General features: G+C 69.4%; 22 protein-coding genes. 7 read left to right on the top strand and 15 right to left on the bottom strand.

Annotation, left to right across the window (positions count from 1 at the left end; all coding sequences use genetic code 11):
• Positions 1-5: 5 nt before the first annotated feature.
• The 9 genes from AAD027_RS01405 to AAD027_RS01365 are packed head-to-tail and all read right to left on the bottom strand — an operon-like array spanning position 6 to position 8,603.
• A complete protein-coding gene (locus AAD027_RS01405; RefSeq protein WP_341724229.1) occupies positions 6-1,388 on the bottom strand; it encodes an L-serine ammonia-lyase in 1,383 nt (460 codons plus the stop codon).
• Between the two features lie 17 nt (positions 1,389-1,405).
• Positions 1,406-1,996, bottom strand: a complete 591-nt coding sequence (locus tag AAD027_RS01400) for a cytochrome b (RefSeq protein ID WP_341724228.1) — start codon at positions 1,994-1,996, stop codon at positions 1,406-1,408.
• A gap of 3 nt (positions 1,997-1,999) precedes the next feature.
• Positions 2,000-3,346, bottom strand: a complete 1,347-nt coding sequence (locus AAD027_RS01395; RefSeq protein WP_341724227.1) for a DUF3100 domain-containing protein — start codon at positions 3,344-3,346, stop codon at positions 2,000-2,002.
• Positions 3,347-3,389: 43 nt separating this feature from the next.
• Positions 3,390-3,587, bottom strand: coding sequence for a tautomerase family protein (locus tag AAD027_RS01390; RefSeq protein ID WP_341724226.1), 198 nt, complete (start codon positions 3,585-3,587; stop codon positions 3,390-3,392).
• A gap of 3 nt (positions 3,588-3,590) precedes the next feature.
• A complete protein-coding gene (locus AAD027_RS01385) occupies positions 3,591-4,358 on the bottom strand; it encodes a 2-keto-4-pentenoate hydratase (RefSeq protein WP_341724225.1) in 768 nt (255 codons plus the stop codon).
• Positions 4,355-5,383, bottom strand: coding sequence for a 4-hydroxy-2-oxovalerate aldolase (dmpG, locus tag AAD027_RS01380; protein WP_341724224.1), 1,029 nt, complete (start codon positions 5,381-5,383; stop codon positions 4,355-4,357). The genes AAD027_RS01385 and dmpG overlap by 4 nt, the downstream gene beginning before the upstream one ends.
• Positions 5,383-6,324: an acetaldehyde dehydrogenase (acetylating) gene (locus tag AAD027_RS01375; protein WP_341724223.1), complete on the bottom strand. Its 942-nt coding sequence runs from the start codon at positions 6,322-6,324 to the stop codon at positions 5,383-5,385. The genes dmpG and AAD027_RS01375 overlap by 1 nt, the downstream gene beginning before the upstream one ends.
• 4 nt (positions 6,325-6,328) lie before the next feature.
• Positions 6,329-7,129: a 2-keto-4-pentenoate hydratase gene (locus tag AAD027_RS01370; protein ID WP_341724222.1), complete on the bottom strand. Its 801-nt coding sequence runs from the start codon at positions 7,127-7,129 to the stop codon at positions 6,329-6,331.
• Positions 7,110-8,603 (bottom strand): 2-hydroxymuconic semialdehyde dehydrogenase, encoded by a 1,494-nt coding sequence (locus AAD027_RS01365; protein ID WP_341724221.1) that lies wholly within the window; start codon positions 8,601-8,603, stop codon positions 7,110-7,112. Before AAD027_RS01365 ends, AAD027_RS01370 begins: the two co-directional genes overlap by 20 nt.
• A gap of 241 nt (positions 8,604-8,844) precedes the next feature.
• On the opposite strand from AAD027_RS01365, the gene AAD027_RS01360 reads away from it, so the two are divergent.
• The 5 genes from AAD027_RS01360 to AAD027_RS01340 are packed head-to-tail and all read left to right on the top strand — an operon-like array spanning position 8,845 to position 13,195.
• Positions 8,845-9,999, top strand: coding sequence for an amidohydrolase (locus AAD027_RS01360; RefSeq protein WP_341724220.1), 1,155 nt, complete (start codon positions 8,845-8,847; stop codon positions 9,997-9,999).
• A gap of 59 nt (positions 10,000-10,058) precedes the next feature.
• Entirely contained in the window at positions 10,059-10,976 is a 918-nt protein-coding gene (locus AAD027_RS01355) for a VOC family protein (protein ID WP_341724219.1), read from the top strand.
• Positions 10,973-11,830 carry a VOC family protein gene (locus AAD027_RS01350; RefSeq protein ID WP_341724218.1) on the top strand — a complete coding sequence of 286 codons (858 nt, stop codon included), beginning with the start codon at positions 10,973-10,975 and terminating at the stop codon, positions 11,828-11,830. The genes AAD027_RS01355 and AAD027_RS01350 overlap by 4 nt, the downstream gene beginning before the upstream one ends.
• Positions 11,827-12,507, top strand: a complete 681-nt coding sequence (locus AAD027_RS01345) for a class II aldolase/adducin family protein (RefSeq protein WP_341724217.1) — start codon at positions 11,827-11,829, stop codon at positions 12,505-12,507. The genes AAD027_RS01350 and AAD027_RS01345 overlap by 4 nt, the downstream gene beginning before the upstream one ends.
• Positions 12,508-12,553: 46 nt before the next feature.
• Positions 12,554-13,195 (top strand): ChuX/HutX family heme-like substrate-binding protein, encoded by a 642-nt coding sequence (locus tag AAD027_RS01340; protein ID WP_341724216.1) that lies wholly within the window; start codon positions 12,554-12,556, stop codon positions 13,193-13,195.
• Between the two features lie 64 nt (positions 13,196-13,259).
• Here AAD027_RS01340 and AAD027_RS01335 read toward each other — a convergent pair whose 3' ends face one another.
• Positions 13,260-13,964 carry a GntR family transcriptional regulator gene (locus AAD027_RS01335; protein ID WP_341724215.1) on the bottom strand — a complete coding sequence of 235 codons (705 nt, stop codon included), beginning with the start codon at positions 13,962-13,964 and terminating at the stop codon, positions 13,260-13,262.
• 428 nt (positions 13,965-14,392) lie between these two features.
• On the opposite strand from AAD027_RS01335, the gene AAD027_RS01330 reads away from it, so the two are divergent.
• Together AAD027_RS01330 and AAD027_RS01325 are read left to right on the top strand one after the other, a co-directional pair.
• Positions 14,393-17,326, top strand: a complete 2,934-nt coding sequence (locus AAD027_RS01330) for a TonB-dependent receptor plug domain-containing protein (RefSeq protein ID WP_341724214.1) — start codon at positions 14,393-14,395, stop codon at positions 17,324-17,326.
• Between the two features lie 62 nt (positions 17,327-17,388).
• Positions 17,389-18,540: an alpha/beta hydrolase gene (locus AAD027_RS01325; protein WP_341724213.1), complete on the top strand. Its 1,152-nt coding sequence runs from the start codon at positions 17,389-17,391 to the stop codon at positions 18,538-18,540.
• 205 nt (positions 18,541-18,745) lie between these two features.
• On the opposite strand, the gene AAD027_RS01320 is transcribed toward AAD027_RS01325, so the two are convergent.
• The 5 genes from AAD027_RS01320 to AAD027_RS01300 form a co-directional block, all read right to left on the bottom strand.
• The gene (locus AAD027_RS01320) at positions 18,746-20,857 is read right to left on the bottom strand and encodes an amylo-alpha-1,6-glucosidase (protein WP_341724212.1); all 2,112 of its coding nucleotides are present in this window, start codon (positions 20,855-20,857) and stop codon (positions 18,746-18,748) included.
• 3 nt (positions 20,858-20,860) lie between these two features.
• Positions 20,861-21,919 carry a glycosyltransferase family 4 protein gene (locus AAD027_RS01315; protein WP_341724211.1) on the bottom strand — a complete coding sequence of 353 codons (1,059 nt, stop codon included), beginning with the start codon at positions 21,917-21,919 and terminating at the stop codon, positions 20,861-20,863.
• Entirely contained in the window at positions 21,916-23,358 is a 1,443-nt protein-coding gene (locus AAD027_RS01310) for an alpha,alpha-trehalose-phosphate synthase (UDP-forming) (RefSeq protein ID WP_425605365.1), read from the bottom strand. Before AAD027_RS01310 ends, AAD027_RS01315 begins: the two co-directional genes overlap by 4 nt.
• Positions 23,359-23,369: 11 nt before the next feature.
• Positions 23,370-24,122: a trehalose-phosphatase gene (otsB, locus tag AAD027_RS01305; RefSeq protein WP_341724210.1), complete on the bottom strand. Its 753-nt coding sequence runs from the start codon at positions 24,120-24,122 to the stop codon at positions 23,370-23,372.
• Between the two features lie 289 nt (positions 24,123-24,411).
• Positions 24,412-24,588, bottom strand: a complete 177-nt coding sequence (locus AAD027_RS01300) for a hypothetical protein (RefSeq protein ID WP_341724209.1) — start codon at positions 24,586-24,588, stop codon at positions 24,412-24,414.
• Between the last annotated feature and the right edge of the window lie 18 nt (positions 24,589-24,606).

Here is a 24,606-nt window from a genome sequence, read left to right as displayed (position 1 = left end):
ACGCGTCAGCACTCGATGACGTTGACGGCCAGTCCGCCGCGAGAGGTTTCCTTGTACTTGTCCTGCATGTCGCGTCCGGTGTCGCGCATGGTCTTGATGACCTTGTCCAGGCTGACCTTGTGCTTGCCGTCCCCGCGCATGGCCATGCGGCTGGCGTTGATCGCCTTGACCGCGCCCATCGCGTTGCGCTCGATGCACGGGATCTGCACCAGCCCGCCGATCGGGTCGCAGGTCAGCCCCAGGTTGTGCTCCATGCCGATCTCGGCCGCGTTCTCGATCTGGCTGGGACTGCCACCCAGCGCGGCGACCAGCCCGCCGGCGGCCATCGAGCAGGCCACGCCCACCTCGCCCTGGCAGCCGACCTCGGCACCGCTGATGCTGGCGTTCTCCTTGTACAGGATGCCGATGGCCGCCGCGGTCAGCAGGAAGTCGAAGATGCGCTGCTCGTTGCTGCCTGGACAGAAGCGGTCGAAATAATGCAGCACCGAGGGGATGATGCCGGCCGCGCCGTTGGTGGGCGCGGTGACCACGCGCCCGCCGGCGGCGTTCTCCTCGTTCACCGCCAGCGCGTACAGGTTCACCCAGTCCAGCACCGTCAGCGGGTCGCGCATCGCGGCTTCGGGCTTGCCGGACAGCTCGCGGTGCAGGCTGGGGGCGCGGCGGGAGACGTGCAGGCCGCCGGGCAGGGTGCCTTCCTCGCGGATGCCGCGCGCCACGCAGGCCTGCATGGCGCCCCAGAGCTCGCGCAGGCCGTCGCGGATCTCCTCCTCGCCGCGCCAGCACTTCTCGTTCTCGAACATCAGTTGGGCGATGCTCAGCCCGCTGCGCTGGCACTGGGCCAGCAGTTCGTCGCCGCTGTGGAACGGGTAGGGCAGCGGCGTCTCGTCGGCGACGATGCGGTCCGAGGCGGCATCGTCCTGGTTGACCACGAAGCCGCCGCCGACCGAATAGTAGTCGCGGGTGGCGATCACCTCGTCGTGGGCGTCGTAGGCGGTGAAGCGCATGCCGTTGGTGTGGTAGGGCAGCTTCTGCCGCTTGTTCATCAGCAGGTCGCGCTTCTCGTCGAAGGCGATGGCGTGGGTGCCGCCCAGCCGCACCTGCCGGGAGCCGCGGATGCGGGCCAGCGCCAGCGGGATGATGTCCGGGTCGATCTCATTCGGAGAGTGGCCTTCCAGGCCCATCAGCACGGCCTTGTCGGTGCCGTGGCCGCGGCCGGTCAGGGCCAGCGAGCCGAACACCTCGGCGCGGACGCGGGCCACCTCGGGCAGGCGGCCGGGTTCGGTCAACCAGCGGGCGACGAAACGGGCGGCGGCCCGCATGGGGCCGACCGTGTGCGAGGAACTGGGGCCGATGCCGATCTTGAATAGGTCGAACGTACTGACTGCCATGACGGTCTTGCCGCGGCTCAGCCGGCCCGGCGCGCGGGCGGCGGCAGCATGCGCCGCAAGGTGGCATCGCCGCGCATCCAATGGTGATGCAGTGCGGCAGCCGCGTGCACGCACACGAGTCCCGCCAGTGTCCAGAACAGCACGACGTGCGCGGTATCGGCGGGTTTGCGCAGGTCGGCGTTTTTCGCCGCCAGCGCGGGCAGGTCGACCATGCCGAACCAGGGCAGTGGCTGTCCGGCAACGGAGTTGAGCAGCCACCCCGACAGCGGTACCGCAATCATCAGCACGTACAGCGACGCGTGGCTGGCGCGCGCCAGGCGCAACTGCCAGGCCGGACCATCCAGCGGTGCCGGCGCGCGCGTGGACAGCCGCACCAGCACGCGCAGCGCGGCCATGCCCAGCACGGTGATGCCCAGCGACTTGTGCAATGCGTACAGCGTCTTGCGCAGGTCGGTTCCTCGTTCCAGGTCGACCATCACCAGGCCGATGCCGGCTACCGCCAGGATCAGCAGCACGCCCAGCCAGTGCAGCAGTCGCACCTGCCACGCCCAGTGTGTGGGAGGCCGCCTCTGCATCGTGCCTTCAGCGGCCATGGCGACGCGTCGCATGCATCAGTGGAAGAACTCGGCGATCGCCGCGGCACCGATGAAGGTGCCGGCCGTGGCGGTCAGCGAGACCAGCACGATGCGCCAGCCCAGGCGCCGGAACATCGGCAGTTTGCGAGCCACCGAGAACCCGGCCAGCGCCAGCACCGTCGTGGTGATGCTCATGAACTGCACCTGGCCGATGGTCTCGGCGATGGCGCCGGCCAGCGGCCAGCCGCCCGGGATGGTCACCAGCGTGGCGGACACCGCCAGGAACAGCATCAGCGGCAGCTTGCGCAGCATGCGCTTGAGCAGGAGGCCGATCAGCACGATGCCCACCATCACCGCCGCGCCCGGCAGGGTCTGCAGCACCGGCACGCCATGGCCGATGTGGTTGCTGATGGCGATGCCGGCCACCATCAGCAGCAGGGCGATGATGCTGTCGGCGAAGGTCGGATGCTCGTCCTCGTCCTCGAGGGCCGCCGCCGGGTCGAGGTCGTCGGCCGACGGCGCGCGCCGCGCGAACGCGGTCCGGCCCAGCACCGGCTCGAGCCGCGCATAGATCCAGTTGCACAGGGGCAGGGTGATGAACACCGCGAAGTAGAAGCCGGCCACGCCGGCGATCAGGTTCGCCGCCGCGGCGATCGCGGTCAGTTCCTTGATCGCCTCCGGCGATTGCCCCACGGTGATCACGCCCAGCGCCGCCGCCATCAGGCTGCCCGAGCCCATGCCCGCGCCCATGGCCAGCGAACGCGGATCGAAGATGTTCAACGACGCGACGAAACTCGCCAGCAAGGTGATGAACACCGCGCCCAGCACGGTGCCGGTGATGTACTCGGCCAGCACGCCACGGCCTTCGGCCGACTGCATGCCGTACTTCTGGCCGATGATGACCAGGCTGTTCTCGCGCCCGATCGAGAAGGTGGCACCGACGGCCTCGCGCTTGATGCCCAGCAGCAGGGCCAGCGGCAAGGCCAGCACCATCGTGCCGAAGGCGTGGCCGAGTTCCTGGAACGCCAGTGCCCAGCCGACCTTCTGCAACTGCGGCATCGAACCGCCCGCCATCAGGCCCAGCTTGACGATGAACAGCAGCAACGCGGCATTGAGCAGCTTGCCCGCGTAGCGTTGCAGCGGCACGCCCAGTCGCAGGCCTGCGGGGAACCGCGCATGGAATGCCGCCAGCGTCGTCGTCAGCAGCAACGCCATCAACATCGGCAGGATCACGGTCTTCGCCGACCACAGCGGCACGGACAGCGGCCCGATCCATTCGGTCGCGGCGGTCACCGCCAGTACCGTCAGCACCAGCAGCCACAGCTTCTGCGGAAACGCCGGCGAACCGGGGGTGGGGCGCGGTGTGGATGCGGATTCGGACATGCTCGGATTCGCTTCGGAGGAATTGGCGGCAGTGGTCGCGGCGTCAGCGGGCGCCCGGTGGCGGCGATTTCGGTTCGCCGGCGGTGTACCACTGCGCCGGCGGGATCTCGTGGATCAGCACCCGCACCGCGGTCGGCGGCACCCCGAGGTGGGTCACGGCGGCCTCGGTGACCGCGCGCGCGAACGCCTGCTGTTGTTCTTGCGTGCGGCCGGCCAGGATGTGGGCGTGCAGGATGGGCATGGCTCAGTCCTCGACGTGGAAGCCGCAGCGGCCGAGCGATTCGACCTCCAGCGACACGTGGATGCCGGCCGACAGCGCGCTGGCGGCGGTGGCGCCGCCGGCCAGCACGATGTCGCCCGGCTGCAGGGTTTCGCCGGCGTCGGCGATCACCCGCGCGGCCGCGACCATCGAGCGCAGCGGATGGCCGAGGATGGCGGCGGTGGAACCGAAGGCCTGCGGGCGGCCGTCGAAGGCCATCACCAGGCCCAGGTTGTCCAGGTCGGTGGCGGCGCTGCGCCACGGGCCGACGACGAAGCCCGACGACGAACTGTTGTCCGCCACCACGTCGGTCAGCGAGAAGCGGAAGTCCCGGTAGCGCGAGTCGATGATCTCAAGCGCCGGCGCCACCGCGTCCACCGCGGCCAGCGCCTGCGGCGCGGTGACGCGGCCGGACAGCGGCCGGCCGACCAGGAACGCGACTTCCGGCTCCACCCGCGGATGCACGTAGTCGCGCAGGCGGATGCTGCCGCCGTCCTCGACCAGCATGCCCGAGGTCAGCCGTCCCCAGATCAGGTCGGACACGCCCATCTGCACCATCTTCGCGCGGCTGGTGAAGCCCATCTTGATGCCGATGCGGCGCTCGCCGCGCTGCAGGCGACGTTCGATGCTCAGGCGCTGGATGGCGTAGGCGTCGTCCAGCGAGATCGCTTCCTCCAGTTGCGGCGTGGCGGTGGCGCCGTGCGCGGCGCCGTCCAGGCGCTCGGCGAGCGCGTCGAGGTCGTACTGCATCATGCGGCTTCCACCCGGGTGTTCTTGCGCGCCAGCAGGTCCAGCGCGACGTCCACGATCATGTCCTCCTGCCCGCCGACCATGCGGCGTTCGCCCAGCTCGATCAGGATCGAGCGCACGTCCAGGCCGTAGTCGGCCGCGGCCTTCTCGGCGTGGCGCAGGAAGCTGGAATACACGCCGGCATAGCCCAGGCTCAGGGTTTCGCGGTCCACCCGCACCGGCCGGTCCTGCAGCGGACGCACCAGGTCCTCGGCCGCGTCCATCAGGGTGAACAGGTCACAGCCGTGGTTCCAGCCCATGCGTTCGGCGGCGGCGATGAACACTTCCAGCGGCGCATTGCCTGCGCCGGCGCCCATGCCGGCCAGCGAGGCGTCCACGCGGGTCGCGCCGTGCTCCACCGCGACCATCGAGTTCGCCACGCCCAGCGACAGGTTGTGGTGGGCGTGGATGCCGATCCGGGTTTCCGGCTTCAGCGCATCGCGCAGGGCGCGCACGCGGTCGCGGGTGGCGTCCATGGTCAGCGCGCCGCCGGAGTCGGTCACGTACACGCAGTAGGCGCCGTAGCTCTCCATCTTCTTCGCCTGCTCGGCCAGCGCGGCCGGCGGCGTCATGTGGCTCATCATCAGGAAGCCGGCGACGTCGATGCCGAGCCGGCGCGCTTCCTCGATGTGCTGGCGGGCCACGTCGGCCTCGGTGCAGTGGGTGGCCACGCGCACCGAGCGCACGCCCACCGCGACCGCGGCGCGCAGTTCGTGCACGGTGCCGATGCCGGGCAGCAGCAAGGTGGTCAGCCTGGCCGCCTGCACGCTCTCGGCCACCGCCTCGATCCATTCCAGGTCGGTGTGGCGGCCGAAGCCGTAGTTGAAGCTGGAACCGGCCAGGCCGTCGCCGTGCGCGACCTCGATCGCGGCCACGCCGGCGGCGTCCAGCGCGCGGGCGATCGCGCGCACGTGGTCCAGCCCGTATTGGTGGCGGATGGCGTGCATGCCGTCGCGCAGGGTGACGTCCTGGATGTAGAGCTGGTCCATCACGCCACCTCCTTCCGCAGCGACAGGTCGGCCATGCGTTCGGCCGCGGCCAGCGCGGCGGACGTCATGATGTCCAGGTTGCCGGCGTAGGCCGGCAGGTAGTGGCCGGCGCCTTCGACTTCCAGGAACACCGACACCTTCAGCCCCGCCGCCGCGGACGGTTCGCGCAGGATCGCCGCGCAGGCGGCCGCGTCGAGCTTCTCGAACTGCACGTCCTGCTTGAGCCGGTAGCCGGGCACGTAGCCGGCCACGCGGGCGACCATCTGCTGGATGGACGCGCGGATGGCCGCCTCGTCGCCGCCTTCGGTCAGGCAGTAGACGGTGTCGCGCATCATCAGCGGCGGTTCGGCCGGGTTGAGCACGATGATCGCCTTGCCCTTGGTCGCGCCGCCGACCGATTCGATCGCGCGCGAGGTGGTCTCGGTGAACTCGTCGATGTTGGCGCGGGTGCCGGGGCCGGCCGACTTGCTGGCGATGCTGGCGACGATCTCGGCGTAGCGCACCGGCGCCGCCCGCGAGACGGCGGCGACGATGGGGATCGTGGCCTGCCCGCCGCAGGTGACCATGTTGAGGTTGTCCGCGTCGATGTGCTGGTCGAGGTTGACCGCCGGCACCGCGTAGGGGCCGATCGCGGCCGGGGTCAGGTCGATCGCGCGCTTGCCGTCGGCCTTCAGCACTTCCGCGTGGTGCAGGTGCGCGCCGGCCGAGGTGGCGTCGAAGACCAGGCCGATGTCGTGGTACTCCGGCATCGCGCGCAGGCCGTCGAGCCCTTCGTGGGTGGCGGCCACGCCGAGGCGGCGCGCGCGCGCCAGGCCGTCGGAGTCCGGGTCCACGCCGACCATCGCGGCCATCTGCAGGTTCCTGCCGTGGCGCAACAGCTTGATCATCAGGTCGGTGCCGATGTTGCCGGAACCGATGATGGCGACCTTCATCTTGCCCATCGTTTCACTCCCTGGAGAACACGGCCGACACCCGGCCCAGGCCGGAAATGCGGGCTTCGAAGACATCGCCGGCGGCCACCGGCACCATCGGCCCCAGCGCACCGGACAGCACCATCTCGCCGGCGCGCAGCGGGCGGCCGGTGCGCGCTGCGGTCTGCGCCAGCCACACCACCGCGTTGAGCGGGTTGCCCAGGCAGGCGGCGCCGCAGCCCAGCGAGACCGGTTCGCCGGCCCTTTCCAGGCTCATGCCGCACAGGCGCAGGTCCAGCACGTCGACCTTCTTCGGCATGCCGCCCAGTACGTACAGGCCGGAGGAGGCGTTGTCGGCGATGGTGTCGAAGATGCTGATCTTCCAGTCGCGCACGCGGCTGTCGACGATCTCGATGGCAGGCAACGCGTAGCCGATCGCATTCAGCACATGGCCCAGCGTCGGCCGCTCGACGTCCAGGTCGCGCTCGAACACGAACGCGATCTCGGCCTCGACCTTGGGCTGGATCAGTCGCGACAGCGGCACTTCCTGGCCGTCGCCATAGCCCATGTCGTCGAACAGCATGCCGTAGTCCGGCTGGTCCACGCCCAGTTGCTTCTGCACCGCGACCGAGGTCAGGCCGACCTTGCGGCCGACGACCCTGCGGCCTTCCTGCTCGGCCGCGCGCGTCAGCAACGCCTGCACCGCGTAGGCGGCATCGATACCGTGTTCCTCGATCAACGGCTTGACCGGATCGCACGGGACGCGGTCGCCCGATGCCTGGCCGAGCAGGGCGGCGGCGCGCCGGATGCCGGTGTCAGAGCTTGATGCAGACATTGCGCAGCTCCGTGTAGAACTCCAGCCCGTGGACGCCGCCTTCGCGGCCGATGCCCGATTGCTTGGCGCCGCCGAAGGCGGTGCGCAGGTCGCGCAGGAACCAGCAGTTCACCCATGCGATGCCGACCTCGATCGCGGCGGCTACCCGGTGCGCGCGGGTCAGGTCCTGCGTCCAGATCGAGGTGGCCAGGCCGTAGGGGCTGTCGTTGGCGGCGGCCACGGCTTCGTCCTCGCGATCGAACGGCGCGATGTGGCAGCACGGCCCGAAGATCTCTTCGGTCAGCACCGTCGAATCGGCCGGCAGTCCGGTCCAGATCGTCGGTTCCACCCACCAGCCGCCGGACAGCGGCGCGGGCAGTGCCGGGATGCCGCCGCCGGTGACCACCGTGGCGCCTTCGTTGCGCGCGCGCGCGTAATACGACAGCACCTTGTCTCGATGTCCGCGGCTGATCAGCGGGCCGAAGGTGGTGCCCTCGGCGTACGGATCGCCGGGCTGCAGCTTCTCGGCCGCGGCCTTCAGCCGGCGCACGAATTCGTCGAAGACCGGCCGCTCCACGTAGACGCGCTCGGTGCCCAGGCAGACCTGGCCGGCGTTGAGGAACGCCGAGCGGGTGACGCCGGCCACGGCCGCGTCCAGGTCGCAGTCGGCGAACACCAGCGCCGCGTTCTTGCCGCCCAGTTCGAACGACACCGGGCGCACGCCCACGGCGGCCGCCTTCATGATCGCGGTGCCGGTGCGGGTCTCGCCGGTGAAGGTGATGCCGTTCACGCCCGGGTGTTCGGTCAGGTACTGGCCCGCGCTGTCGGGGCCGAAGCCGTGCACCACGTTGAACACGCCCGGAGGCACGCCGGCGTCGTTCATCACTTCGGCCAGCAGGGTGGTCGTGCTGGGCGTTTCCTCCGACGGCTTGACCACCACCGTGTTGCCGCAGGCAAGCGCCGGGGCGACCTTCCATGTCATCAGCAGGAGCGGCAGGTTCCAGGGGCAGATCACCGCGATCACGCCGCGCGGCGTGCGCAGGCCGTAGTTCAGCGCGCCCCGGCCGTCCGGCGTGGGGCTGCGGAAGGTTTCGGTGGCCAGGTTGGCGATCTGGTCGGCGAAGACGTCGAAGTTGGCCGCGCCGCGCGGGATGTCCAGGTGGCTGGCCAGTTCGGCCGGCTTGCCGGTGTCGCGGATCTCGGCGGCGAGGAATTCGTCGAAGCGCGCGCGGATGCCGTCGGCGACCCTGCGTAGGACGGCCGCGCGCTGTGGGTCGGTGAACCGGCCCCAGGGGCCGTGCAGCGCGGCCCGCGCGGCCTGTACCGCCTGGTCCACGATGCCGGTGTCCGCCTCGTGGACATGGGCGGCGATCTCGCCGGTGGCCGGGTCGATGTTGGCGAACGGTGGCCGGTTGGAGACGACCGGCTGGCCGCCGATGTAATGCGTCAGGATGGGAAGCGGGGACTGCTGGGGCTGCGCTGCAGGGTTGTTCATGGGCTGTCCGTGATGGATTCCATTCGGATTTACGAAATTCCCGGAGGTGTCGAGTCCGGCCGTGGAGACGCCTTCGTGGGGAACCTAAGCAAAAAGTCGAAATTCGTCAATCTTCGAGGCCAATGATGCATGAAATTCGGATAGATGTCGCGTAAATATCGAAATTATGTTTGACAACACGGGCAAGGCTCTGGTCTGATCGCCTTGCCCAAACCGTTTCCTGTCGGAGTTCCGCTTCCAGATGCCCGCCGTGCTCGACCCGTTGCTCGCCCTTGCGCCCCGCATGACCGAATGGCGCCGCCGCATCCATGCCTGGCCGGAGCTGGGCTTCGAGGAGGAGCGCACCTCGGCGCTGGTGGCCGAGGTGCTGGGCGCGCTGGGCCTGCAGGCGCATACCGGCCTGGGCGGCACCGGCGTGGTGGCGGTGATCGACAGCGGCGAGCCCGGCCCGTCCATCGGCCTGCGCGCAGACATGGACGCCCTGCCGATGGACGAGCACAACGACCTGGAATACCGCTCGCAACGCCCGGGCGTGGCGCATACCTGCGGCCACGACGGCCACACGTCCGCCCTGCTGGGCACCGCCGAATACCTGGTCGCGCACCCGCCGGCCAGCGGCCGGGTGGTGCTGATCTTCCAGCCGGCCGAAGAGGGCGGGCGCGGGGCGATCAGGATGGTCGAGGACGGCCTGTTCGAGCGCTTCCCCTGCGACGAGGTCTACGCCTTCCACAACATGCCGCTGCTCGGGCCGGGACAGGCCAGCGTGCGCAGCGGCGCCACGCTGCAGTCGCTGGCGGTGTTCGAGATCGAGATCGAAGGCGTCGGCGGCCATGCGGCGGCCCCGCACAAGGCGAACGATCCGCTGCAGGTCGCCGCGCGCCTGGCGGTGGACATCTCCGCCATCGTCGGCCGCCACATCGACCCGATGGAGCCGGCGCTGATCAACGTCGGCAGGCTGCAGGCCGGCACCACCCACAACATCATCCCGTCCACCGCCGCGCTCAGCGGCACCGTCCGCGCGCTGTCGAAGGACGTGCACGAGGAGCTGCTCGGGCGCCTGCGCGCATTGTGCGAGGGTTATGCGCATATCTCCGGCTGCAGGGTGTCGCTGGCGATCCCGCATTCGTGCCCGCCGTGCATCAACGCGCCGGAACAGGCCGCGCTGGCGGCCGAGGCGATCGGCGACGTGCTCGGCCGCGAGAACGTGAAGACCGACATGCGCGCCTACCCGTTCTCCGACGATTTCTCGTACATGCTGGAGCAGTGGCCGGGCGCCTACCTGTTCCTGGGCATGGACAGCGCGATGTGCCACCACCCCACGTTCCGTTTCGACGACCAGCTGCTGCCGGTGGCCGCCAGCGTGTTCGCCCGCATCGTGCGGCGGCGGTTGGGCTGATCCCGCCGCGGGGCGCATGATGCGGCCATCCATCGTTATCCGACCCGGGAGGCAATGCCATGCCGATCACCATCGAACAGCTGCGTTACGTCGCCTTGGGCACCCGCGACCTGGAGGCCGCGGGCCGTTTCGCCGCCGATGAGTTGGGCCTGCGGGCGGTCCAGGACAGTGCGGACGAGATCGCATTCCGTTCGGACGAGCGGCAGTACAGCGTGGTCTACGCGCGCGACGATGCGCGCCGCCAGGCCATCGGGCTGGAAGTGCGCGACGAAGCGGCCCTGCAGTCGGCCGCCGACGCATTGCAGGCGCGCGGCATCGCGCTGGTGCGCGAGGCCGCGCTAGCGGCGCGGCGCAACGTGCGCGCGCTGGGGGCGTTCACCACGCCGGGCGGCCTGCGGGTGGAACTGGTGGTGCGTCCGCAGAACCAGGCGTGGCGCTTCTTCCCGCAGCGCGACGCCGGCATCACCGGGCTGGCCGCGGTGGCCCTGCGCAGCACCGACGTCGCCGCCGACGAGGCGCTGTGGATCGAGGTGTTCGGCATGCGCGTCGGCGACTGGGTCGGCGATGCGGCCTATCTCGGTTTCGATGCCGCGCATCACCGGCTGTCGCTGCATCCGTCGGCGCGCGCCGGCGTGCTGGCGGTGGAGTTCGGCGTGGAAGGCATCAACCAGGTGATGCAGCAGTTCCATCGCCTGCGGCCGGTGCCGGAGGCGATCGTGCACGGGCCGGGCCGTCGCCCGGTTTCCGAACAGGTGTTCCTGACCTTCAGCGGGCCGGACGAGGTGCTGTACGCCTTCGTCGCCGAAGGCCGGCAGGTCGATCCTTCCGCACCGCCACGGCCGCGCCAGTTCGGCGGTGGGCCGGAGTCGCATTGCGCCTGGGGCAGCGCGTGCCGCGTCCCCGAACTGGACGGCCGCACGGCGGCGCCCTTGGCGCCCTCGGCGCGCCCGGCGTTGCGCGGGGTGCTGCGCGGATGATCCGCCTGCGCGATGTCTGCTACGTCAGGCTCGGTACGCGCGACCTGGACGGCGCGACGCGCTACGCCACCGCCATCCTCGGGCTGGAAATCAGCGAGCGCAGCCGCGGCGCGGTCTACTTCAAGTCCGACCAGCGCGAACACACCCTCTGTTATTTCGATGGCGATCCGGCCGAGCAGGTCGTGGCGTTCGAGGTCGACGGCCGCGCCGAACTCGATGCGGCCGGAGCCGAACTGGAGCGGCTGGGCCATCCGGTCCATCGGGGCTCGGCCACGGAGGCGGGCCAGCGCAAGGTGCGCGACTTCATCGCGTTCCGCGACCCTACCGGCAACCGCATCGAACTGGCCTGGCGCCCGCAGATGGGCGCGCGCCGCTACCACGGCGAGCGCGATGCCGGCATCACCGGCTTCAGCCACGTCGGCCTGTGCACCACCGACGCGGCGCGCGACGAAGCGTTCTGGACCACCGTCTGCAACGCCCGCGTCAGCGACCGCATCGGCGATGCGCCGTTGCTGCGCATCGACGAGATCCACCACAAGATCGCGTTGTTCCCGACCAGCCGCGCGGGCATCCAGCACATCAACCACCAGGTCGAGAGCTCCGACGACGTGCAGCGCTCGTTCCACTTCATCCGCGAGCGCGGCATCCCGGTGGTGTTCGGTCCCGGCCGGCATCCCACGTCCTCGGCCCGCTTCCTCTACTTCGAGGGGCCGGACGGCATGGTCTACGAGTATTCCTCGGGCGTGCGTTCGATCGCCGACGAGTTGATGTACCGAGAGCGGCAGTTCGAATTCGGCCCGCCCGGTTTCTGCGAATGGGGCGCCAAGCCGGAGATCAAGGAATTCAAGGCGTGAGCGCTCACCGTGAAGCGCTGGCGCGCACCGTGCGCGTCGCCGCGCGCGCACTGGGCCGCCACGGCCTGGTGCACGCCTACGGGCATTGCAGTGCGCGCATCGATGCAGTGTCGTTCCTGGTGGCGCCGTCGCGCCCGCTCGGCCTGGTCGCGCCCGGGCAGCCGTGCACGGTGGTGCCGCTGGACGGGCCGTTGCCCGACGGCGTGCTGCCGGAAGTGCGGATCCATCGCGAGATCTACCGCCGCCGTCCCGACGTGGGCGGCGTGGCGCGCGTGCAGCCGCCGAAGACGATGAGCCTGAGCGTGCTGGGCCTGACGCCGGTGGCGCGGCACGGCCTGGGCAGCTACTTCCATCCGCAGCCGCCGCTGCGGGACGACCCGATGCTGCTGCGTTCGGACGAGCAGGCCGCGCACCTGGCGGCGCAGCTGGATTCCGCGCGCGCCATCGTGATGCGCGGCAACGGCGCGGTCACCGTCGGCGAATCGCTGCAGGAAGCCGTCGTGCTGGCGTGGTACCTGGAAGACGCGGCGCGCGTCGAACTCGACTGCCTGTCAACGCGGATCGAACCCACCCGTTACACCGACGCGCAATCCGACGCGCGCGCCACGTGGAACGGACGCCTGCTTGACCGCATGTGGGACTACCTCACCGCCGGCGATGCCGAACTGAAGGGCTGAGCCGGTTCCCGCCATTCCTCCCCTCCACACGGAATCCAGAATCCGCATGAAGACCCTGCTGCTGACCGCATCGCTACTCGCGACGCTGGGCCTGTCCGCCCGCGCGCACGCTTCCGACACCTGCGCCTCGGCCGACGATGCCAAGGTGATCCAGCACTACTACGCCCAGACCCGTCCGGGCGCGCCGCCGCCGGCGGTGGGCCGCCTGTTCCGCATGAAGGAGGCGACGGTGGTCAGCGCGCTGGCGCCGGCACAGGCCTACGGCGTGCGATCGAACCGCCTGTTCTTCGAGGAGGTGTGGAAATCGGTCGACGCCTGGGGTGCCGACACCCGGGTCGGCATCGTGTTCACCTCCGGCGGCCAGCACGCCTGGAACTTCCCCAGCAAGGTGCCGCAGACGCAGTCCACCAGCAGCCCGATCTGGTACGACATGTACGCCGACAACGGCGATGGCGTGCATGGCCACATCACCCCGGGCGAGGTCGACCAGATCTGGGCCTTGCAGTTGCCGACGAAGGAGGCGGACAAGTTCACCCGCATCCTGGCCTTCTACGGCAAGCAGGGCGACCTGATCGTCGGGCTGTACGTGTCCGAGGGCGTCAAGGCGTTCGATCCCAAGGCGGTGGCCGGGTTCGAGAAGACCCGTGAATTGCTGAAGACCCAGCCGCGGATATGTTCGCCCGGATGAGGCATGCGGCGGCGAACGCCGCCGTGGCTTCCTGCAGGGCCTGTACCGATAGCTTCAGCAGGCCCTAGGCCGGATCCATGGCGGCCACCGCCTTGCGCACCTCGTCGTAGGTGCGCATCAGGTGGTCGTGGGTCAGGCGGCAGGCGCGCAAGGCATTGCGTTCGATGGCGGCCTCGAAGATCGCCTGGTGCTCGTCGTGCACGAAGCGCTTGCCGTGCGACACGCTGAGCGAGACCCGGCGGTAGCGTTCGGCCTGGTGGTACAGCAGTTCCTGCAGCTTGATCAGCCACGGGGACTCGCAGGCCGAGATCAGCGTGTAGTGGAACGCATGGTTGCGTTCCTCCCATTCGTCCAGCGTCTGCTGTGGGAGTTGCGGGGCGAGTTCGGTCACGTCCTTCTCGACTTCGCTGAGCGCCTCGAACACCGCGCGCAGCCGGTTCTCCCACTCGACGCCGCCACGTTCGATCGACAGGCGCAACGCCTCGGTCTCGATCAGGTCGCGCACGCGCGAGATGTCGTCCAGTTCGTCCAGCGACAGCGGCGCGACCCAGAAGCCGCGCTGGTCCTCGGTCTTGACCAGCTGGTCGCCGACCAGGCGCGCCAGGGCCTCGCGCAAGGGCGACATGCCGATTTCGTAGTGCTGGACCAGCGCCTCCAGCTTGAGCTTGCTGCCGGCGGCGAGCTGGCCGTGGACGATGTCGCGCCGCAGCCAGTGGTAGGCGCGGCGTGCCAGCGTGCGTGCCGATGAGGTGGCGACTTGAGCGTTCATGGCGCAAGTGTGCGGGGTGAATTTCGAAAATCAAGCACATCCCGATATCGCGGCGCAGCGGGCTGAAATGAAATTTCGACAACTCCGTTAACGCAGTCGCGGAACCAAAACTGTTAAATGATTGATTTATATGTTTATTGACTCTGTTTCATAGGAAACAATTTCGTATTCGTGCCGATACCCTAAAAAAATATCGTAATTATCCTTGACAGCGCTCTGTCGCTTTGCTGTCATCCAACCGTCGTTCTAACGATATTTCTTCCGGTTCTCAGCGTGGGTCGGTGGATCGGCCTCAAGAGCGGGCGGACGCACGCGGCGCCATGCGGAGATGCGGGAACCGGCAAGCAACCGATCCATCTGTCAGCCAATCGAGCCTTGGGGGAATGATGAGCAGTCGAGCAGGTCGTACGCGTGGGGTCGCCGGCGGCATGTCGGTGTTGGCGATGTGCATCGCGGGAGCGTTGCATGCGCAGGAGGCTGCGCCGGCGGAAGCCACCAATCTGGACACGATCATCGTGACGGGCACCAACATCCGCGGGGCCGAACCCGCCGGCAACGCCGTGCAGGTGATCAGCGCCGAGCAGATCCGCGACAGCGGCAAGGCCACCGTCGGCGATTTCCTGCGCGACCTGCCGGCGAACTTCGCCGGCGGCGTCGGCATGAGCGACAACGTCCAGGGCGGCCAGGATTCGAGCGTCGCCGGTTCCAACATGACCGGCGGCCAGGGCGTGAACCTGCGCGGCCTCGGTGCGCTGTCGACGCTGGTGCTGGTCAACGGCCGACGCGTGGCGGCGGCGGGCCAGTACGGCGACTTCGTCGACATTTCCTCCATTCCGACCAATGCGGTCTCGCACATCGAGGTGCTGCTGGACGGCGCCTCGGCGGTCTACGGCTCCGATGCGGTCGGTGGCGTGGTCAACATCATCACCAAGCGCAGCGACGAAGGCGCGCACACGACCGTGCGCGTGGGCGGCACCAGCCAGGGCGGCGGCGAGCAGGTGCAGGTCGGCCAGACCTGGGGCACCCGCTGGAATCGCGGCGGCCTGATCGTCGGCTACGAGTTCAACGGCCAGGAGAACGTGCTGGCGAACGACCGCGACATCTACAACGGCGGCGACTTCAGCAACCGCGGCGGCGTCAACTGGCGCCGGATGACCGCGCGCGCCGGCTCGGCCGCCAACCTGTTCACCGGAACCGCGGCCGGCAACGGCGTGGTGTCCTCGCGCGTGCCGGGCGGGGCGGGCACCGGCCTGAACGCGGGCGACCTGATCGCGGTGACCGACGGCGTGGGCAACACCCACAATGCCTGGGACCAGGTCGACATCCTTCCGGAGATGGACCGCCACAGCGCCTTCGTCGGCTTCGAGCAGGATGTCGGCGAATCGACCTCGCTGTACGGCGACCTGCGCTACTCGCGCCGCCGCGGCACCTACAACCAGGGCTATCTGGCGCTGTACGGCACCCTCGGCCCGAACAACCCCTATGCCATCCCCGGCGTCGCCAACAACTACGGCGTGCTGATCGACGACCGCCCGCTGCGGCGCGAGATCGAGGCCGACAGCCTGGCCGCGACCTTCGGCGCGGGCTTCGCCCTCGGCGGCAGCTGGCGCGGCGAAGCCACCCTGTCCTACAGCCGCGAGGAACAGCGCCGCGATTCCGACGTGCAGCGCAACGCCAACATCTACGACTACCTGCCCGGCCCGGGCGGCTCGCAGGTGCAGGCGCCCACCGCGATCCAGTGCAGCCAGGGCCTGGCGGCCAACGCGAGCCCGGCGGCGCAGGTGTACTGCGCGGGCCTGAACTACCAGTACTTCAACCCGTACACGACCGATGCGTTGCCCGAAGCGGTGCTGGCGCAGTTGATCGGCTATGAGGACCTCAAGTTCACCTCGTGGCTGGCGCAGGCCAGCTTCAAGGTCGACGGCGACCTGTTCCGGATGGGGGGTGGCGCCGCCAAGCTGGCGGCCGGCATCGACTGGCGCCGCGAGAACATCGGCGGCGAACTGGACTTCAACTGGCGCAGCACCTCCGACCGGCACGAGGCCTTCGGCAGCACCGAACGCGACGTCGGCGCGCTGTTCGCCGAGCTGTACTTCCCGCTGATCGGCAACGACAACCAGAGCGCGTTCGCGAAGAAGCTGGACGTGTCCATCGCCGGGCGCTACGAGCGCGGCAACGGCCTGGGCGATTTCTCCACGTTCAATCCCAAGGTCGGCATCGACTTCAAGCCGACCGACGGCCTGACCCTGCGCGGCAGCTGGGGCACCTCGTTCCACGCCCCGCCGATGCGCTACGCCTACAACGGCGTGCAGCCGATCACCGGCGGCAACGGCGCCTTCATGCGCGCCGACCTGTACACCGCGCCGTGCACCACCACCCTGGTGCCGCTCAACGGCGTGACCGGTACGCCGGGCGGTCCGGGAAGCTGCACCTTCACCGCGATCGTGGTCTCCGGCGGCGCCGGCCCCACGCTGCGTCCGGAAGAGGCCACCACCTGGACCCTCGGCTTCGACTGGAAGCCGGAATGGGCCCCGGGCCTGCATGTCGGCGCCAGCTACTTCAACCTGAAGATCGACGACCGCATCGTGCGCATCCAGGCCGGGCAGCTCGGCGGCATCCTCGCGCAATTGTTCGCCACCGGCACAACGCCGTATATCAACAGCCTCGAGATCAATCCGGGCGCGGCGCGGGTGCAGGACCTGATCGACAACGATCCGCGCTACCTCGGCCAGCTGGGCGCAGGCCCGGTGCAGAGCGCGGCGGACGTGGCGATGATCGTCAACGCGACCCAGCTCAACCTGGCCTCGCTGAAGATGAATGGCGTGGACTTCGACCTGAGCTACGGCTTCGACACCGACCGTGCGGGCTCGCTCGAACTGTTCGCGCGCGGCACATGGCTGAACTCGTACGAGGTCGAGGCCACGCCCGGCTCCGGCTACGTGGACCAGCTGGGCAAGTACAGCGCGGTCGGCAACCCCGTGCCGCTGCGGTCCATGCAGGGCATACGCTGGAACTACGGGAACCTCAACGCCTCGTTGACGATGAACTACGTCGACGACTACGAGTGCGCCTCGGGCTGCTTCCGTCCCAACGCCGCGGGCGTCCCCGTCGCCATCACCAGCCCGGTCAGGATCGACTCCTGGAAGACCTTCGATTTCAACATCAGCTACGACCTCACGGGCCTGGGCGGCTTCTTCACCGATTCGAGGGTGAACTTCACCGCGTTGAACTTCACCGATGGCGCCCCGCCGTTCATCGATGGCGGCACCGCGGCCAACGATGCGTTGGCCGATCCCTACGACCCGGCCAACGCCACGGTGCTGGGCCGCACGCTGGTGCTGGCCTTCGACAAGCGCTGGTAATCTGTGCTGCATGCGCGGCACGCCCGCGCATGCGTGCCGCGACACGGGAGCCGGAGTTGAAGATGACGGGATGGGCGAGGACGGGGCGGTGGCTGGCGACGGCGTTGTGCCTGTGGGGGTCGTCGCTGCAGGCGTCGGCGGCGCCGCTGGCCGTGCCGGATGCGCAGCAGTTCGACCTGACCGCGAGCGCCAGCCAGCGGACCTACCGCGTATTCGTGGGGCTTCCCTCGAAGCCGGCGCCCGCGGCCGGCTACGGCGTGCTGTACGTCATGGACGGCAATGCGATGTTCTTGACCGCGCTGGAATCGGTGCGCGCGCTGGAACGTCGCCCCGATGTGCCGAAGGATCTCGCCACGATCGTGGTGGGCATCGGTTATCCCGACGGCGTCGACATCGGCACCGAGCGCACGCTGGACCTGACTCCGGCCGGCAGCGGCAGTCCACGCATCCAGGCGCCGAGCGGCGGCGCCGATGCCTTCCTTGCATTCATCGAGCGCGACTTGAAACCCAAGGTCGCCTCGATGGCGAAGATCGACCCGGACCGGCAGGGCATCTTCGGGCATTCCTTCGGGGGCCTGTTCGTGTTGCATGCGCTGGCGAACCGGCCGCAGGCGTTCCAGTCCTACATGGCGGCCAGTCCGTCGGTCTGGTTCGCCGATCCGGCGATCCGCGACGCACTGGCGGCGATGGTGGAGAAAGGCGCGCCGGGCGATCGCGCGCCCAGGCTGCTGGTCACGGCGGGCGAGTACGAACAGACGCCTTCGCCGTCGATGCGCGCCCATCCCCATGCCGAACGGATGATGGGCGTCCTGCGGGAACGCCGCCAGGTCGACAGCGCGCGCGGCATCGTCGAACTGGTCGCCAGGGCCGCGGGCGTGGAGGCGAGATTCGACGAGATCGCCGGCGAGGATCACGGCACCGTGATTCCGGCGGCGATCGGCCGCGCGGTTTCCTTCATGCTCGCGCCTCCGTTGCCGGTACCGGACGTGCCGACCGCGCAGGCCTACCTGGGGATGACGGCGGAGCAGCGCTACGACCTGCGCCTGCGCGTGCGCGACCTGCCGGACAACGTGCGCATTCCCTGGTTGAACGAACTCAAGAAGACGCTGCACGAAGGGCTGACGGCCGCGCAGGCGAAGATGCTGCATGATGAGCGCAACAGGATGGATGCCGAGAACGGCACCCGACCGCACGCGGTCAATGCGAGTGAGTAGAGCCAGAAATAGAACCTTGGAAATCAGCCCGGCGAGTTGCGTCTTCTAGGAAGGCGCTGGGCAGGCATCATGCCGAGCGCTCCTGCGGCGGAGTGGGTCGCGAGTCGGTCCCATCCTGCTCGTCCGGCAGGATGGGATTCGCCTTCCGGGAGTCGTTGCGCCTGTCGCAAGCCGGGGGCATCGCGCCTGCCCGGTGCGCATCGCCCTAGTTGCGCACCAGCAGCGACACCGCACCGTCCGCATCGCCGTCGATGAAGGCCGCCACGCGCGTGCCGGAACTGCGGAACACCAGGTCGACGCGCTGGTCGCCCACCGCCAGATCGTGCACCACCACGTCCTGGATGCCGGGTGGAAGTTCGGGGCGATGCACGTGGATGGTGCGGTTGGCGCCGTCGATCTCCACGCCCAGGCAGGCCTGCAGCAGCATGAACGCCGAACCGGCGGCCCAGGCCTGCGGCAGGCAGGCGACGGGATAGGCGACGGGCGGGGCGCCCTGCGTGCGCGCGAAGCCGCAGAAGAGTTCCGGGATGCGCATGTCGAAGTGCACCGCGGCCTCGAAAGCGCCGCGCAACAGCTTGGTGGCCGCGCCGCGGATGCCCTGCCGGGCCATGCCGCTGGCGCACACCGCCGAATCGTGCGGCCAGACCGATCCGTTGTGGTAGGAGATCGGGTTGAACCGGGATTCGCCGCGCGCGACGGTGCGTACTCCCCAGCCGGTGAAGAAGGCCGGCGACATCAGCTGTTGCGCCACCGCCATCGCGCGTTCCGTCGGCGGCAGGCCGACGTAGAGCAGGTGGCCGGCGTTGCTGGTGCGCACGGCGCACAGCTCGCCCGCGCCGTCCAGCGCCAGGCCGTAGTAGGCATGCTCGGGCATCCAGAACCGCTCTTCGATGGTCGCGCGCAGTTCGTCGGCCCGCCGCGTCCAGTGCGCGGCGGCGCGCGGGTCCCAGCGCTCGCCGAGTTCGGCCATCGTGCGCAGCGCGGCATGGGCGTAGCCCTGCACTTCGACCAGGGCGATCGGCCCCTCGGCCAGGCGGCCGTCCGCGTGGAACACCGCATCGCCGCTGTCCTTCCAGCCCTGGTTGGCGAGGCCGCGCTCGCTGGCGCGCGCGTACACCAGCAGCCCGTTCGGGTCCGCGTCGCAGACGCGCTCGATCCACTGCACGGCGGCCAGCAGCGCGGGCCAGAGCGTCTGCACGGTGTCCGTGTCCCCGGTCCGCTTCAGGTAGGCGCCGGCGAGGGCGATGAACAAGGGCGTCGTGTCCACGCCGCCGTAGTACAGGCCGAACGGGAGTTCCTTCAGCGCGGACATCTCGCCCTTGCGCGTCTCGTGCATGATCTTGCCGGGCGCCGCGTCCAGGAAAGGCGACTCCTCCTTCGCCTGGTGCTTGGCGAGGAAGGTAAGCACGCCCTTGGCCAGCCCCGGGTCCAGCCACAGCGTCTGCAGGGCGGTGATCACGGCATCGCGGCCGAACGGGGTGGAGAACCACGGGATGCCGGCGTAGGGATACGGACCGGTGTCCAGCTCGCTGGTCAGCAACGCGAGGTCCGAGCGCGAGCGCCGCATCCACTGGTCGAAGAGCGGGCCGCCGCTGGCCACGCGCGCGCCGCGCCGCTGGCGGCGGCGCATGTTCCGGCGCGCCAGCGATGCCTCGTCGCGATAGCGGGCGCGCGCCGGCCTGCCCTCGCGGATCACGCCGATTTCCGTGTAGAGCTCTTCCACGGCGCCCGGCTCGAGCATGACCACGATCTCCACCTCGCCCGGCGCGACCGGCGAGGGCGGTCGCGAGAACACCACCGAAGACGCACGCGCCACGCCATCCAGGCCCTCGTAGCGGAAGGCGTACCCCCATTCGTCGCTCTCCGGGCCCAACAGCCGCCCGCGCGCGTCGCGGCGGCTGCCGCGCACTTCGAACATGTCGGCGAAGTCGGCGGCGAGCCGGAACCTCAGGGGCACCCGCGTGGTGCGGTCGCCGTAGTTCATGCAGGTGATGCGCTCGAACATGCGCTCCCGGCAGAGGAACCGGCTGCGGGCGATGTGGATCAGCCCCTCCGGCGCGCCCATCTCGTCGATCGCCGACAGCGCGCGGTTGGTGAGGTGCGCCACGAACAATACGTTGTCCTGCGTCACCGCGGAACTCAGCAGAGCGGGTTCCAGGTCCCCGAGCAGCAGCTCGTAGCGCGACACGATGCGCGTGTCGTGCACGAAGAATCCCTCGCTGGGTGCCGAGATGTCTCCCAGGCTGTTGGCGACCAGGAAGCTGTCGCCGTCCTTCAGCACATAGCGCGTCAGCGGCGCGGCGTCGCCGGTTTCCATCGCTCAGGCTTTCATCCGCTGCGGCTTACCCTCCACCATCCGGATGTACAGGGCTTCATAGTCGGCGGCCATCCGATCCGCGCCGAAGCGTTCCTCGAAGCGTCGGCGCACGGCATGCCGGTCCAGGGCGCGCGCTTCGCGCACGGCATCGACGGCTCTTTCGATCGAATCGACGACGAAGCCGGTGACGCCGTCGTCGACGACCTCCGGCACCGACCCTTCGCGCCAGGCCACCACCGGCGTGCCGCAGGCCATGGCCTCGATCATCACCAGGCCGAACGGCTCGGGCCAGTCGATCGGGAACAGCAGCGCGGCGGCGTTGCCGAGGAAGCCGGGTTTCTCCGCATCGCCGATCTCGCCGACGAACTCGACCTCGACGTCCGCCGAGGCCAGCATCGGTTCGATGGTTTCGCGGAAATAGCGCTCGTCCGCCTCGCCCACCTTGGCCGCCACCTTCAACGGCAAGCCGGACCGGCGCGCGATCTCGATGGCGCGGTCGGGACCCTTCTCGGGGGAGATTCGGCCCAGGAAGGCGAGATAGTCGCCGTGGGGCAGCGCCGGTGGCGTCAGCAGGTCCAGCGGCATCCCGTGCGGGATGGTCCGCCACCAGTTCGCCCACGGCATCGGCCGGCGCTGGCGGTCGGAGATCGACACCAGGGGGTAGCCGGACCACCGGCGATAGACCTGCGGCAGGTCCTGCTTGTCCTGCCGGCCGTGCAGCGTGTGCACGCACTTGTGCGCGACGTCGGCGAACAGCGGCAGCGGCAGCAGGTCGATATGGAAGTGCAGCACGTCGAATTCGGCCGCGCGTTCGCGGATGCCCTGGAGCATGGACAGGTGCGCGGCCACCGGCGACTTCAGTGGCGCCGGGTCCAGCCGCAGCGCGGTGTCGCGGAAACTGGTCAGGTTCGCCGAGGTGACCGAATCGCCGGACGCGAACAGCGTGACGTGGTGCCCGCGCGCGACCAGCGCTTCGGTGAGGTAGGACACGATCCGCTCGGTGCCTCCGTACAGGCGCGGCGGCACGGATTCGAACAGGGGGGCGATCTGCGCGATCCTCATGGCACCCTCCGGTCGGTCGCCACCGGCCGCGCGAGTTCGAGGCCATTGCGCCTGGGTACGGCCGGATAGGGCGGGAACGCGTCGTCGCTGTCGCTCCCGCCGGGGGCTTCCGGGCGGCCGGTGTCGTGCAGGCGCTGCAGGAAGCGCGCCGTCCACGCGTGGATGCCATTCTCCCGCAGCCGTTCCATCATCGCCGCCCAGCGTTCCTGCCGCTCGTGGCGCGGCATCGCGACAGCCAGGCGCAGGCCGTCGGCGGTCTCTTCGATATCGTGCGGATTCACCAGCAGGGCCTCGCACAGCTCGTTGGCGGCGCCGGCGAAGTGCGAGAGCACGAGCACGCCGGGATCGGACGGGTCCTGCGCGGCGACGTACTCCTTCGCCACCAGGTTCATGCCGTCGCGCAGGGGCGTCACCAGGGCCAGGTCGGCGGCCCGGTAGAACCCCGTCAGCATCGCGTGGGGATAGCTGTGGTTGATGTAGCGGATCGGCGTCCAGTCGGGTCGCGCGTGGCGGCCGTTGATGTGTCCGGCCAGGCGCTCCAGTTCGTCGCGCAGTGCCTGGTACTCGGGTACGACCTCACGCGTCGGCGGCGCGATCTGCAGGTAGGTCAGCTCGGGCTGCTGGTGCCCGTCGCGTTCCAGGTGCCGGGCGAGCGCGCGGAAGCGTTCGGGCAGGCCCTTGGAGTAGTCCAGGCGATCCACGCCGATGGCGAGCTTCCGCCCCGACAGGCTGCGGCGCAGCTCCCGCGCCGCCTCGAGCGCCTTCGGGGCCGCCGCCGCGTGCGCCACCGCCTCGGTATCGATGCCGATGGGAAAGGCATCCAGCGCGCAGCGCGGAGCATCCAGTCCGATCCCCTCGAAGCAACGGCGCAGGTTGTCCACGTCGGCCTGGGTCTGCAGGCCGACCAGGTCGTATTCGGCCAACTGCATCAGCAGTTCCCGGTGCCCGGGCAGCATCGAGAGCACGTCCCACGACGGCCAGGGAATGTGCAGGAAGAAGCCCATCCGTTGGCCGACGCCGCGCCGGCGCAACGCGTGCGCCAGGGGGATCAAGTGGTAGTCGTGGACCCAGACCCGGTCGTCGCCGCGCAGCTCGCGCGCCAGTTCCTCCGCGAAACGCGCATTGACCTTCAGGTAGCCTTCGTGCGCTTCGCGCTCGTAGTGCATCAGGTCGACCCGGTAGTGCAGCAGCGGCCAGAGCGTCCGGTTGGCGAACTGGTGGTAATACGCATCGAATTCCTGCTCCGGGATATCGATGGTGTGGTAGCGGATGCCATCGCCGATGTGGACGTGCGGGGGGCCTTCGCCGAACGCTCCGCTCCAGCCCATCCATACGCCGCGCTGCTGCCGCAACACGGCGCGCAGCGCGGTGGCCAGGCCGCCGACCTGGACATCGCCCGGATGCGCCACTCGATTGGATACGACGAACAACCTGCCCACGTTCCTTCTCCTCAATTGACGGCGTGCGCCTGATGCAGGGCGAGCCAGTCCAGCACCGCGCCGGCGTCCGCCAGTGCGAACCGGGCCAGGCTAGGACGCCGTGCACCGACGCACACGCTGATGCCTCCCATCTCGTTGACCACCGCGAACCCGGGTTCGTCGGCGGGATCGTCGCCGGCGAACACCGGCGTGCGCCCCGCGAACGGCGGCATTGCCATGAAGCGCCGGATCGCGAGGCCCTTGTCCATCCCGCGCGGGCGTATCTCGATGCCGTGCGCGCCGCGATGCAGCCGATGCGTGGCCAGCCCGGCCGCGATGTCCTCGGCCAGGCGGGTCATCGGCCCGCTGGCAGCGGGCGCGGCGCGCCAGTGCAGGTACAGGCAGGCGCCATGCGCTTCGACATGAGCGCCGTCGTGGCGCGCCGCCAGCTCACGGGCGGCCTGGACGAAGCGGTGCGGAATCGGGGCGGCCCCGGAGCCCGGCGTGCCGGCGGGACGGTATTCCAGGCCATGCAGCCCGGCGACGTGGCGCATCCTCAGCGGATCCAGCAACGCGTCGAGCGCCTCGAGGCTGCGTCCTGTCACCAGCGCGACGGCGCCCTCCAGCATGGCATCGAGTCGCTGCAGGGCAGGCCGCACCTGTTCGCCGAGTACGACGGCGTCGGGCGTGTCGACATGATGGGTCAGCGTGCCGTCGACGTCGAGGAACAGGGCCCAATCCGCATCCGGAGCAGGGGGAATTCTGTCGGCGTCTGCATCTTTCATGCGGTCAACCTTATGCGCGCCTGTGTGATGTGCATGTGCAGCAACGTATAAAAAACGTTAGGACCTGTTCACGATCTCGAAAAAGTGAGTTCGTCATTCCGGCGCAAGCCGGAACCCAGTGTCTTTGGCTCTTCGGAATGCTCGCGCCGACTCAATGAAAGTCGCTGGGTTCCGGCTTGCGCCGGAATGACGGGTCTTTTTCTCGAATACCGGCCGCGCTGCTCGAGCCGGCCGCGCCGCTCGAGATCGTGAACAGGCTCTTAGGGCTCGGGCACGAGAGCGCAGGATTTCACTCTTCGATTCCCGCGCTGCGAAACACCCCGGCAATGGCAGCGCTGCGCGGATCGGCGGCCATGAATGCGGAGAAGCGGCGATGCAAACACAAGGCGGCCGGCTGTCTCGGCGCGCGGCGATACCACGCTTCCCGTTCCGGTACCGGAATTCCGGCGTGTTCCGGAGCGGTCATTCGAGGCCGCATTGCATG

It is taken from the genome of Pseudoxanthomonas putridarboris (genome assembly GCF_038321125.1).
GTDB lineage: Bacteria > Pseudomonadota > Gammaproteobacteria > Xanthomonadales > Xanthomonadaceae > Pseudoxanthomonas_A > Pseudoxanthomonas_A putridarboris.
Note: the sequence above shows the minus strand (reverse complement) of the source record. Positions and strands in the feature narration are given on the sequence as shown.